Genomic DNA, 12,464 nt, shown 5'->3' on the forward strand with positions numbered 1-12,464 from the left:
AGAGGATCGAGAGGGTGGTGGACGAAAGCCTGATTGCGCGGATTGACCGGTTGGAGTCGCTGGACGCTATCCGCCAGCTTGCTGCGAAATATTCCCTGGCGCTTGACATGCGCGACTCTGACGCGTGGGTAAATCTATTTCCCGAAGATGTGCGGGTTGGTGGGGGCAAACAGGGCCGAAAGGCTCTGCGCGACTGGTTCGACGAAACTCATTCGATGCAGTTCGACGGGACGTCACACCATATCGGCGGCCACATCATCGACTTTGACGATCCCGACAATGCGCGGGGCGTCGTCTATTCGAAGAATGAGCATGAGACCGGCGCGGAATGGGTCATCATGCAGATGATGTATTTTGACCAGTATCAACGGATCGAGGGCCGCTGGTATTTCCGCCGCCGCCTGCCGCTTTACTGGTATGCGACGGACCTCAATAAGCCGCCTATCGGCGATCGCAAGATGCGCTGGCCAGGCGTTCCGCCCTATCATGGCAGTTTCCATGATTTGTTTCCGAGCTGGAAAACCTATTGGGAACGTCAGGGCCAGCCGCATGACGGGCCGGTCGAGCCGCCTGCGCCGCTGGAAAAGTTCATCGAAACCATGCGCCGCGGGGCGCCGCTGCCCAAGCCTCGCGTGCGGAGCTGAAGGCTATGAGCCCGCTCGAACGTAATGTGGCCGCTGTCCGAACCATGTTCGAGGGCTATGCCGACGCCTGGAAGGCGCATCGAATGCCCGTGCCACCGCGCGGGCTGTTGGTATGGGCTCCGGGTGCAATGGCTGAGATCGGCGGTCATGTCATTCCGGTTGAGCCGCATGATGTTGCCGATGAACCATTCTTCCTGCAAATAGAGGCAGAATATTATTGGGCGGCTATTCCCGACTGGCGCGTTACCGATCTGGACGTGGCGGGCAGTGGCGACACCGTGCTGTCTTTCGCCAAATTCGAGGGAACAGAGCCTGACGGCACAGTGCTTGAACCGATTTGGCTTGCAGATCGCTGGCACTTTGACGCAGCGGGCCGCATCACGCGCTGGCAGCAGATGACGGACCTTGGAGCCTGGGCGCGCTGGAGCGCCCTCACCGGCGCTGACTATCCCTCCTATATCACGCAGGCTTTCGCTGAGGCAGGCCAACCACCAAGGTTCGTACCATGACTGACATTTTTTCTCCTGTGACGCTCGGCGACATCGCGCTGGCCAACCGTATCGTGATGGCGCCCATGACCCGCGACCGGGCTGGCCCTGGCGATGTGCCAACCGATGTCATGGTCGATTACTACCGCCAGCGGGCTGGCGCGGGATTGATCGTGACTGAGGGCACGCAGCCTTCGCCGGCCGGCAAGGGCTATTGGCGAACCCCCGGCATCCATAGCGAAGCGCAGGTGGCCGGATGGCGCAAGGTTGCCGACGCCGTGCATGAAGAGGGTGGCAAGATTGTCATGCAGATCATGCATGTCGGCCGCGCGGCGGTGCAGGCGAACAAGGATGCCGACGCGGAAACGATCGCGCCTTCGGCTATCCAATGTCCGGACAAGATCCCAGGACCCGACGGCATTCCGGTCGAAACGGCGATGCCACGTGCGCTGGAAACCAGCGAAATAGCTGCCGTGATCGCGGAATATGTCGCAGCCGCACGGAATGCGATCGCTGCGGGGTTGGACGGGGTCGAGCTGCATTGCGCCAGCGGCTACCTGCCGATGCAATTCCTCTCGTCGAACACTAATCAGCGGAGCGATCGCTATGGCGGGTCGGTGGAAAACCGCATCCGCTTCGTCGTCGAATTGCTCGAAGCGCTGGCTGGCGCAGTGGGTGCAGGCCGGGTGGGCTTCCGTATCTGCCCCGGGGTCAAGTTCAACGGCATGAATGATGCCAACCCGCATGAAACCTATGCTGCGCTGCTCAAGGCGGTCGATGGCCTGGGCCTTGCTTATTGCCATCTGATTCACATTCCGCTGGAGGGGCAGGACGCGCTCGACTTGGTGCGCGCGAACTGGACAGGAGCCATCATCGAAAATGGCGGCCTGAACCTGGACAAAGCGCGGGCGATCGTCGCTAACCGAAAGGCGGACGCCGTTTCGTTCGGCTACCTTTATATTGCCAATCCCGACTTGGTGGAGCGCTTCCGTGTTGGAGCACCGCTTGCGAAGGCCGATCGCGTGAATCTTTACACGGGCGAAGGTGACGATCGCAAAGGTTATACCGACTATGCCGTGCTGGGTTTCTGAACCCGATCCAAAGATTTTAAGAAAAGGAGAGGTTTATGGTCAAGCTGCTGGAAGGGCGCACCGCGCTTGTTACCGGAGGCGGGCAGGGCGTGGGCCAGGGTATTGCTCGCGCCCTTGCCGAGGCTGGCGCAAATGTTGCGATTGCTCAGCGCAACGCCGACCAGGGTGAAGAAGAAGTACGCTATTTGTGCGACACGCACGGCGTCGATGCCTTTTTCACCCGGACCGATGTGACCAAGCGCGCAGAGGTCGAGGCGATGGTGGAAGCCGCGCATAAGCGCTTCGGACGTCTGGATATCCTCGTGAACAACGCAGGAGGCAGCTTTCCTAAGCGGATCGAAAAGCACACTGACGAAGAAATGGAAGGTTCCTTCGCCCTCAACTATTACGCCGTGTTCTGGGCAATGCAGGCTGCTTTCCCGATCATGAAGGCACAAGGCTATGGCCGCGTCATCAACCTGGGTTCGCTGAACGGGGTGAACGCGCACATGTTTACCGTCGCCTATAACGCGAGCAAGGAAGCGATGCGCGCGCTGACCCGAACAGCGGCGGTGGAATGGGGCCCGTCGGGTATTACGTGCAACGTCATCTGTCCGTCCGCGACCAGCCCGCAGGCGAAAGACTATTTCGCGGCCAATCCGGAAATGACCGAAGCGATCCTTCGCCAGGTCCCGGCAGGCCGCTTTGGCGATGCGGAGAAGGATATAGGCCCGGTTGCCGTGTTCCTGGCCAGCGAAGGCGGCGGCTATATGAGCGGCAACACCCTGTTCGCAGATGGCGGAGCTCAGGTGAACGGCGTCGCCTGGCGGCCTGCGGTAGAGGATTGATACCATGGAAAGACTGAAGGGAAAGCGCGCAGTCGTGACCGGCGGCGCGCAAGGGATCGGTGCGGCCATCGCCCGCCGCCTCGCAGCAGAAGGCGCGCGGGTCGCGGTGCTGGATCTCGATGCGGGAGCCGCAGGCGCGGCCCTGCCCGCGCCGCATGTGGGGATCGCCTGCAACGTCGCGGATAGCGCGTCGGTCGATCGCGCCTTCGCCGAGGTGAAGCAGGCGCTCGGCGGCATCGATGTGCTGGTCAATAATGCCGGGCGGGGCAGCGCCCCGGGCGACGGTATGGACCGCTATTATGCGGCGCAGGCCGAGCGCGGCGAGCAACTGGCCCGTGGCGAAACGCCCTCCACCTTCGTCGATCAGACCATCCATTGCGAGGATGAGGGCTGGGCGGGCGTGCTGGCGGTCACTCTGGACGGCACGTTCAAGTGCAGCCGCGCGGCGGTTCGACTGATGGTGGAGCAGGGTAGCGGCGGCGCGATCGTCAATATCGGATCGACCTCAGCGGTGAAGGGTGATGGACCCATACCCTATTGCGCGGCCAAGGCAGCAGTGCTTGGCATGACGCGGGCCATGGCGCGCGAACTCGCGGATCGCGGCATAAGGGTCAATGCGGTCAATCCTGGCGCGACCGAAACACCGATCTATGCGACCCTCCCGGTCGAGACCAAGGACATGATCGCAGCTGACAGCCTGATGAAGCGACTGGCTCACCCCGATGAAATAGCCGGGGCGGTGGCCTTTCTCGCGGGCGACGACGGCAGCTTCGCCACCGGCAGCATCGTGACTGTTAATGGCGGCGCATATTTTTCCTAAGGAGCAGGACATGCAGGCATTGGAGGGTAAGGCGGCGATCGTCACCGGCGGCGCACGTGGCGTAGCCAAGGGCGTGGCAACTGCTTTCGTCAAGGCAGGCGCAAATGTGCTGATCGTCGATCGCGAGGAGGAGCTTGGCCGCGCGACTGAGGCGGAATTGCGAGCGCTCGGCGGAGAGGTACACTTCCTGCAAATCGATCTGGCGCAACGCGCGCAACTGGCCAAGATCGTCGAGGCGGCGATCGGTCATTTCGGCAAGCTCGACATTTTGGTCAACGCGGCGCAGGCGTCGCGGCAATTACCGCTGGCGGAAACCTCCGACGAAGCGATGGACATCTCCTTCGACACGGGCTTCTGGCCGACGTTCGTCCTGATGCGTGAAGCCTATCCGCATCTGGTAGAGAGCAAGGGCAGCGTCATCAATTTCGCCACAGGCGCAGCATTCGACGCCATCCCCACTCAAGGTTCATATTGTGCCGCCAAGGAAGCGATCCGCGCCATCTCCAAGGTGGCCGCCAGCGAATGGGGCGTGGACGGTGTGCGGGTGAATATTATCTGCCCCTTCGCGAACTCACCCGGCGTCATGGCCTGGAAAGAATGGGCGCCCGACGATTACAATACGCAGATCAGCAAGGTCGCTTTGAAACGTATCGGCGATTGCGAAAAAGATATTGGATCAGCCGCCGTTTTCTTGGCAAGCGACGCCGCAGGCTATATCACCGGCCAAACGCTGATGGTGGACGGGGGCCAGACCAAGGCTTTCTGATCCGGATCGCCAGGAGAGGACTGTTCTTCCGTGACCGAAATATCGCTTCATCGCCCCTATCCCGCCGCTAAGGTGCAGCAGTGGGATTTCGAAACGGACGTCGCTGTCATTGGCTTTGGCGCGACCGGCGCCTGCGCGGCGATTGAGGCCGCTCAGGGCGGTGCGCGCGTGATGCTGTTCGAACGTGGTTCGGGCAGCGGCGGCGCGTCGGCCCTGTCGGGTGGTGAAATCTATATCGGCGGTGGTGGCGGCACCGATGCGCAGCGCGCCGGCGGGTTCGAGGATTCGACCGAGGACCTCGCAGCTTATCTGAAGGCCGCGGGCGGACCTTGTGCGGATGAGGCGAAATGCGATCTCTATGCGCAAGAATCGCTCAACCATTATGCGTGGTTAAAAGAGCAGGGCATTCCCTATCGAGGCAATTTTTTACCCGGCAAACATATCGAGCCGACTGACGATTCCACTCTGATCTGGTCTGGCAGCGAGGCTGCCTGGCCTTTTTGCAACATCGCCAAGCCCGCGCCGCGCGGCCATGTGATCGCTCATATGGGTTGGGGTGGCGGGCGGCCGCTGATCGACATATTGGAAGCCCGCGCACGTTCGCTGGGTGTCGAAGTCACGACCGACGCCCGCGCCGTCGCTCTTGTGCAGAATGAAGACCGGCGCGTCGTCGGCGTCGTTGTGCGCATCGACAATGTCAACCGCTTCGTGCGCGCAGCCAGGGGTGTGGTGCTCGCCACCGGCGGCTTTGCGTTCAACGAGGCGATGCGCCGCCGCTACTGCCCGGAAACCTTCAAGATCAGCAGCCCGATCGGCGACCAGGACGACGGCGTCGGCATTGAATTGGGCGTGGGCGCTGGCGGTGACGCAATCCATATGGAGCAATTCTTCACCACCTGTCCCTGGACGATGCCCGAGCCGCAGGCTCATGGCGTCTTCGTCAATCAGGCGGGTCAGCGTTTTATCAACGAGGACTGCTACCACGGTCGCGTCAGCCGCGTGGCCGTCGATCAGATGGGCGACCAGGTTTACCTCCTCCTCGATATCGCCCATTTCGACGAGCCGCTGCCGATGGCTGCCATGACGATTGCAGGCACCGGCGAGACCTGGGAAGAGGTGGAGGCTGAACTGGAGATGGCGCCGGGTACGCTATCCGCGACCATGACCTTCTACAACTCTCATGCGCGTGAAGGACGCGACCCGCTGTTCCATAAGCTCCCGCCGATCCTGAAGCCGCTGGAGCATGGCCCCTTCGTCGCGCTGGAGCTGAATTTCGCGACCAGCTATTTCAGCTTCTTCACCTTGGGCGGCCTGCGGACATCGACCGATGGCGAAGTGCTGGACCGCGCAGGCGCGCCAGTCGCCGGCCTATTCGCCGCGGGACGCTGCACGTCTGGCCTGCCTGCATGGGGACATGGCTATAGCTCCGGTCTCAGTCTTGCCGATTGCACCTTCTTCGGCCGTCAGGCAGGGCGGAACGCTGCAAAAGGCTGAGACTTCTGTTGGCTGATTATTTCTAATCCGTTTGAATGATGCGCTTCGGCTCACGGGGCGCCATCATTATCGGCAGGAACACAGCCGACAGGAGAGTGACTTGTCCACCGATCTGGGCCGCCAGGGTCTGCGCTTCGCCATTATCGGAGGCGGCATGGCCGGCATTTTGGCCGCCATCCGCCTGCGCCAGGCCGGAGAGAAATTCACCGTCTATGAAAAGGCTGGTCGGCTAGGCGGGACTTGGCGGGAGAACCGCTATCCCGGCCTGACTTGTGACGTGCCCGCGCACGCATACACTTATAGTTTCGAGCCCTATGCCGAATGGGATGCCTATTACGCCAAGGGTGGCGAGATTCAGACCTATTTCGAAAAGACGGCAGAGAAATACGGCATCATGCCGCATGTCCGATTCGACAGCGAAGTCGTGTCCGCTGTCTGGGACGAGGAAAAGGGCTTCTGGCGGTTGGGCCTCGTCACTGGCGAAGAGGTGGTGGCCGAAGTGGTCATTGCCGCGTCAGGCGTGCTCCACCATCCCAAGCTGCCGGACTTAGAGGGGCTGGACAGCTTCAAGGGCCGCGCATTCCATAGCGCCCGCTGGCAGGATGATGCGCCGGTCGATGGCGCTCGGGTGGGTATTATTGGCAATGGTTCGACCGGCGTGCAGATCGTCACTGCGCTCAGTACGCGCGCGTCCCGCCTGGTTCATTTCCAGCGTTCTCCGCAATGGATCATGCCGGTTCCGTATTTCCAATATAGCGAGGAGGAAAAGGAAGCCTTCCGCCGCGAACCCGCGCTGATCGACGAGATCCGCAACAACAAGGAATATTGGGACAATATCTATCGCTTCACCCACGCCATAACCGATACCCACGGACCGGAGATCGCGGCGATTGAGGCGGCTTGTCTCGATAATCTCGAAAACAGCATCCGCGATCCTGAGTTAAAGGAAAAGCTGCGCCCCAATTATCGCGCGGCTTGCAAGCGGCTGATCTACTCATGGTCCTATTATGACGCCGTGCAGCGCCCCATTGTCGAAGTGGAGCGTGACCGCATCGCTCGCATCGAACCGGAAGGCGTGCGACTGGCAGATGGACGGCTGCACGAACTCGACACGCTGGTGCTGGCGACCGGATTCCATGCGGATCGCTTCATCCGCCCGACGACTGTGCTGGGTCGTGATGGGGTTTCGCTGGACGATATCTGGTCGGTTCGGCCGACGGCCTATTATGCGGTGACGATCCCAGGCTTCCCCAACTTCTTCATGCTGAATGGTCCTACTGGCCCGGTGGGCAACTTCTCCCTGATCGATATTGCAGAGCGGCAATGGGGCTATATTGACCAGCTGCTGGGGCTGCTACGCAGCGGCGAGGCGCAAACCATCGAACCGCGCGCGGAAGCTCATGCCGGCTATGAGGAACGGCGGATCGCTGCGGCGCGCACGACCATCTTCGGGTCGGGCTGCAATAGCTGGTATCTCGACGCGACCGGTGTGCCTTCCAGCTGGCCCTGGAGCTATGAGGCGTTCGCCGACGCCATGTCAGCGCCGGTCATGGAGGATTATGCGATGACGGTGGAGGCAGAATTGGTCGCGCGGTGAGTAGCGCGAGCCGTCTCTAAGGAGGGGAGGGGAGCATCCCCTCCCACTCGTATCACCGTCCCATCGCCGCAACCGCTTCGGCAGCGCCCCGGATCGCGCCTTCGATATAGGTGACGCCGGTGCCATCGCCGACCTCCACCACATCATGGCCATGAGCGCGCAGGGCGTTAGCGAGCGTGGAATCGCCATGCGCACCCATCGCGACCACCACATGATCGGCGGCGACGCTCTGCTGTTCGCCCGACTGGCTGGTGAAGCTCACTTCATTCTTGCCGATCCGGATGCTGGTAGCGCCCGGGAACATGGCGACGCCATGCTCGCGCAGTTCCGCAAGCAGGCGCATGCGGCGCACCAGCAGCAAGCCGCCGCCGAACTTCGCTGCTTCGCCCACAATGGTGACCTCGCGTCCGCGCTCCATCAGAAATTCGGCAAGCTCCACCCCGACTAGCTCGCCGCCGATGATGACAACGCGCTTGCCCAGCGGCATCCAGGCGTGCGTCGCCTTGCGCACCAGTTCCAAATTGGCGGTGGCGCCAGTCGCTGCCCCCAATTTAGTGGCGATCCGGGTGGACCAGCTCGTCTTGCGGCGTATCTCGGCTGAATCCTCGCCCAGCATCATTCCGCGCAGATCGTCGCCGGACAGGACGAAATCCTGATCGTTGCCGGGGATCGGCGGCATGTCGCGCACCGCGCCCGTCGCTACGATCACCTTGTCGGGCCTCAGGCTGGCGATCAGGTCCGGGGTCGCCACCGTTTTCAACCGTACATCGACTTTCGATTGGTCGATCTGATGGCGCAGCCAGTTGAGAAGCCGCTCATTAGGCTCATAGGCGAGCGCTGCGAAGCGCAGCGTGCCGCCGAGGCGATCAGACTTTTCGATCAGGGTAACCTTCGCTCCCGCAAGGTCGAGACGCCGCGCCGCTTCCATGCCGCCAGGACCGCCGCCGACAATGACGACATGGCCGGGAACCTTCGCAGGCGACCAGTCCAAATCCTCATAGCCCGTTTCCGACCGCACGGCGCAGCGCACCTGCTCGCGCAGATAGGCGGTGCTGACGCAGGTGTAGCAATAGATGCAGGGGCGAATGTCGGCGATCCGTCCTTCCGTCAGTTTCAGGGGCAGATCCGGGTCAGCCAGCAGTTTGCGGCCCATCGCCAGGAAATCGAATTCCCCTTGAGCCAAGCCCTTCTCGCCGCGGTCGATTTCCACGCGGCCCGACGCAATGACGGGAATAGAAACCGCTTTCCGGATAGCTGCGGCTGCGGAAAGATGAGCAGCCGGCTCATGCGGGATGTTGGATGCGGAATGCAGCTTGCCCTGGCCTACATCATGATAAGCGGTGACGGTCAGTGCGTTCGCGCCTGCCGCCTCGACCATCGGAGCCAGTTCGATGGCATGTTCCAGCGTGATGCCGTTGTTCTTGCCGATCTCGCGCGAGTCGATCTTTACCCAGATCGGGAAGTCGGGACCGACCGCTGCACGTACCGCGCGCACAACCTCCAGCAGCAGGCGCGCGCGGCCCGCGACGTCGCCGCCATATTCATCCCCGCGCTTGTTGGTGGAAGGCGAAACGAAGGAAGAGAGGAGATAGCCGTGACCGCCGTGGATTTCCGCTCCGTCCATCCCCGCGCGCTTAGCCCGTACTGCCGCTTCAGCAAACTGGCGGACCGCCACGTCGATGTCGGCCTTCTCCAGCACCTTGACCTGCGGTACGACGCCTCCGGCGAAGGCGGCCATTTCTTCAGGCAGGAAATAGTCAGGAAAGTCCCCAACAAAGGCAGGCGGGTAGCCGGGCGCCCATAGCGGATGGCCCTCCTGCGCGCTATGGGTCGCGACCAGGCCGCCGTGGTGAAGCTGCGCGGCGATCCGGCCGCCTGCCGCATGGACGGCGTCCACCAGCCGGGTCAGGCCCGGCAGGAAGCGGTCATCGGATATGGCGGTCTGCTTCGGCTGCACTGCGCCGACGGGCCACGCGACGCCCGTCACGCCCATGACAATGAGACCCGCACCACCCCTCGCCTGCGCGACATGATAGTCGATCAGCCGCTGGCCTACCGTGCCGTCCTCTTCTGCAAGGCTGACACCCATGGCGGTGACGATGATTCGGTTGGGCAGGGTGAGTGTGCCGATCTGCCCTGGCGTCGTGAGAGAGGCGGCACCTGTACCCTGTCGGGGTTGAGTAAGGGCTGGGGCAGCGGTCATGACAATCTCCTAAATGCGCCACATGCGTATGGTCTGTGAGCGTTTTATCGCGCTATCGTCAGTTAGTCAGGCGAAAATGATAAGGATCGCGTAAATTTCTTACGCGCCTGTCACTGCTCCCATGGTTTTGGGACAGGTCCGCTCGCTGGCCTCATTTTACATCGGCAACAGGCACAAAAAAAGCGCGAGGCAACCTGATCGCCACCTCGCGCTTCATCTGTTCGCCGGAAGATCAGCCGATCTTGAGCGCAGCCACTTCGTCGGCCGACAGTTTCACCGAAGCCGCCTTCACGCTTTCCTCGATACGCGCCGGGCTGGACCCACCGAAGACCGGGATCACCTGCTGCGGCTGGTTCAGCAGATAGGCAAGCGCGACGTCCGAAACGCTCACGCCATGCTTGGCCGCAATGTTCTTCGCGGCGGCGAAGCGGTCCTTGTTGACCGGATTGTCGTAGAAGCCCTGAAGATGCTCAGGCACTTCGCCCTTTTCCATGAAGCCGAAATAGCCGCGGCTCTGCGCACAATAAGGGATGATAGCGAGGCCCGCATCCTTGAGCGCGCCGCCATGATCTTCGAAATACATCTGATAGCCCTGCGCCGTCGCATTCGCTTCGTTCGGCTTGGCGAGCCCCCAGAAAGGCTCGACGGCGACGAAGCCTGCCTTGTCGTTCGCCTTGGCATAATCATTGGCCTCCAGGACGCGTGCGTCGGTCCAGTTGGACGCGCCGAAATAGCGGATCTTCCCCGCATCCTTCTGCTCGTTCAGGAAGTCGATCAGTTCGGCCACCGGGGTTTCCGGATTGTCCATATGCAACCAGTAGAGATCGATCGTATCGACGCCCAGATGGTCCAAGCTTTCACTTAGGTCGCTGGCTACATCGGTGGGATTGACGCGGTTGCGATAGTCGCCGACGCGCATGTCGAAATGACCGCCCTTGGTGGCGACGACGACGTCTTCTCGCTTCTTACCCTTCAGCCAAGCGCCGATGGCGCGCTCGCTTGCGCCCTTCGGCGCGGTCGGCATCCAATCACCGTAGGAACGGGCGGTGTCCACGAAATTGCCGCCCAGTTCCAAGAATTTGTCGAGGATGGCGTTGCTGCGGTCCTGGTCGATGGACCAGCCGAGCATGTTGGTGCCGTAGCACAGGCTGCTGACCGAGAGGTCGGTATTGGCGAGCGTGACCTTTGAAAGCATGGCTAACTCCTGCATGGCGGCGTCGCTTGCTGCTGCAAGGACCTGCCGTGAATTTCCCGAGGGCTGGACTTCGCGTCACAGCGGGTGCGGACAGTTACGCAGCGGCCGAAGAAAAGGAAAGGGAATTGTGCAGATTCGCAGGCGTTCCGACATGGCGGGAATGCGCCCCGTTCAGTAGCTGCTGTTTATGACGCTGACCGTCGCACCCAATGTGGTGGAGGGTAGCGGGACGGACGCGGCATAGCGCCTGACGGGCGAACCGCTCATATCGTAGCGGACCTGCACCTTGAACAGGCCGGTGGCGTCCGCCTGCGCTTGAATATCCGGCGTTGCGCGCGATGACAGCAGCGATTACGCCGCCCAGTACCGCATATTCCACATTGGATTACGGCGAAAGGTCCAATATGGCGCAATCTCTCCGGATCGGCGCGGTTAGCCGCGTCCCTCAATGAGCCAGCAGCAGGGGAACATGGACCTCGCGCAGCATGCTGCGCGTCACGCCGCCGAACACCAGCTCCCGCAGGCGGCTGTGCCCAAAAGCGCCCATGACCATCCAATCCGGCTTCAATACGCCGATGGCGGCCTTCAGCGTCGCTTCAACCGTCCGCCCGTCCGGCGGCCAGCTATGGAATTGCGTCTTGATGCCATGGCGCGCCAGATATTCCGGCGCATCGGTCGCAGGGAAGGGATATTTGCCCGCTTCCTCCACAGTTACGACATGCACCTCTTCGGCTCGTTTCAGCAGGGGGAGGGATAGGCGCAGCGCCGTCGATGCCTCCTGCGATCCCTCCCAGGCGACCATTGCCCGGCCGGTGATCATCACTCCCCGCGCAAGCTGAGGCACCGCCAGCACCGGAGCACGCCCGCCAAGCGCCAGATCGGCGGCGATGTGCAATGGATCGCTCATCTCCCGCCGAGGACCTGAGGGTAATGTCACGATCAGCAGGTCACACAAGGTCGAGGCGGAAAGCAGTCCATGGACGATATCGCCATCCACCTGCCGCCAGTCCCAGCTGACGCCCTCGCGATGCAGCTGCTGTTCCAGCCGTGTCCGCATCCGCGCGTCGATATCGTGCAGTTCCGCCATCACGGCAGGAGCCATGGGCGCTCCACCATAAACCTCTGCCGCCATCAGACTGGGCATCGCCGTCACCTGGACGCAATGAATATGACCATCCGCCGCGCGAGCAATATCGCAGGCTGCCTGCAAGCGGCTTTCCATGCCGCTGTCGTCGTGGATGTGGAGCAGAATGGATGTCATCGCGCTCTCCATGTCCCAAGGAGGCAGATGAACAATATATCCTTTTTTGCCGTTCGCTGTGAGTCTGATTTACGTTAT

At 61.8% G+C, this 12,464-nt stretch carries 11 protein-coding genes; 8 read left to right on the top strand and 3 right to left on the bottom strand.

Going from position 1 to position 12,464, the window contains the following annotated elements:
- Window positions 1-14: 14 nt before the first annotated feature.
- The 8 genes from ACFO3E_RS11225 (at window position 15) to ACFO3E_RS11260 (ending at window position 7,727) form a co-directional block, all read left to right on the top strand.
- Window positions 15-644: a nuclear transport factor 2 family protein gene (locus ACFO3E_RS11225; protein ID WP_225870625.1), complete on the top strand. Its 630-nt coding sequence runs from the start codon at window positions 15-17 to the stop codon at window positions 642-644.
- A gap of 5 nt (window positions 645-649) precedes the next feature.
- Entirely contained in the window at window positions 650-1,153 is a 504-nt protein-coding gene (locus tag ACFO3E_RS11230) for a nuclear transport factor 2-like protein (RefSeq protein WP_156518676.1), read from the top strand.
- Complete coding sequence (locus ACFO3E_RS11235) at window positions 1,150-2,223, top strand: alkene reductase (RefSeq protein WP_066531094.1); 1,074 nt, start codon at window positions 1,150-1,152, stop codon at window positions 2,221-2,223. The genes ACFO3E_RS11230 and ACFO3E_RS11235 overlap by 4 nt, the downstream gene beginning before the upstream one ends.
- 35 nt (window positions 2,224-2,258) lie before the next feature.
- Window positions 2,259-3,050, top strand: a complete 792-nt coding sequence (locus tag ACFO3E_RS11240; protein WP_066531097.1) for an SDR family NAD(P)-dependent oxidoreductase — start codon at window positions 2,259-2,261, stop codon at window positions 3,048-3,050.
- A gap of 4 nt (window positions 3,051-3,054) precedes the next feature.
- Window positions 3,055-3,870, top strand: coding sequence for an SDR family NAD(P)-dependent oxidoreductase (locus ACFO3E_RS11245; RefSeq protein ID WP_066531100.1), 816 nt, complete (start codon window positions 3,055-3,057; stop codon window positions 3,868-3,870).
- A gap of 10 nt (window positions 3,871-3,880) precedes the next feature.
- Entirely contained in the window at window positions 3,881-4,636 is a 756-nt protein-coding gene (locus ACFO3E_RS11250) for an SDR family NAD(P)-dependent oxidoreductase (RefSeq protein WP_066531743.1), read from the top strand.
- A 30-nt stretch (window positions 4,637-4,666) separates the two neighbouring features.
- Entirely contained in the window at window positions 4,667-6,130 is a 1,464-nt protein-coding gene (locus ACFO3E_RS11255) for an FAD-dependent oxidoreductase (RefSeq protein ID WP_380804784.1), read from the top strand.
- Between the two features lie 100 nt (window positions 6,131-6,230).
- Complete coding sequence (locus ACFO3E_RS11260) at window positions 6,231-7,727, top strand: flavin-containing monooxygenase (RefSeq protein ID WP_066531745.1); 1,497 nt, start codon at window positions 6,231-6,233, stop codon at window positions 7,725-7,727.
- A 52-nt stretch (window positions 7,728-7,779) separates the two neighbouring features.
- Here ACFO3E_RS11260 and ACFO3E_RS11265 read toward each other — a convergent pair whose 3' ends face one another.
- The 3 genes from ACFO3E_RS11265 to ACFO3E_RS11275 all read right to left on the bottom strand — a co-directional run bounded on the left by ACFO3E_RS11265 (window position 7,780) and on the right by ACFO3E_RS11275 (window position 12,386).
- The gene (locus ACFO3E_RS11265) at window positions 7,780-9,930 is read right to left on the bottom strand and encodes an oxidoreductase (protein ID WP_066531110.1); all 2,151 of its coding nucleotides are present in this window, start codon (window positions 9,928-9,930) and stop codon (window positions 7,780-7,782) included.
- Between the two features lie 232 nt (window positions 9,931-10,162).
- Window positions 10,163-11,125 (bottom strand): aldo/keto reductase, encoded by a 963-nt coding sequence (locus ACFO3E_RS11270; RefSeq protein ID WP_066531747.1) that lies wholly within the window; start codon window positions 11,123-11,125, stop codon window positions 10,163-10,165.
- Between the two features lie 445 nt (window positions 11,126-11,570).
- Window positions 11,571-12,386, bottom strand: a complete 816-nt coding sequence (locus ACFO3E_RS11275; RefSeq protein WP_380804788.1) for a universal stress protein — start codon at window positions 12,384-12,386, stop codon at window positions 11,571-11,573.
- Window positions 12,387-12,464 lie beyond the last annotated feature (78 nt).

It is taken from the genome of Sphingobium tyrosinilyticum (assembly GCF_042654265.1).
GTDB classification, from domain to species: Bacteria; Pseudomonadota; Alphaproteobacteria; order Sphingomonadales; family Sphingomonadaceae; genus Sphingobium; species Sphingobium tyrosinilyticum.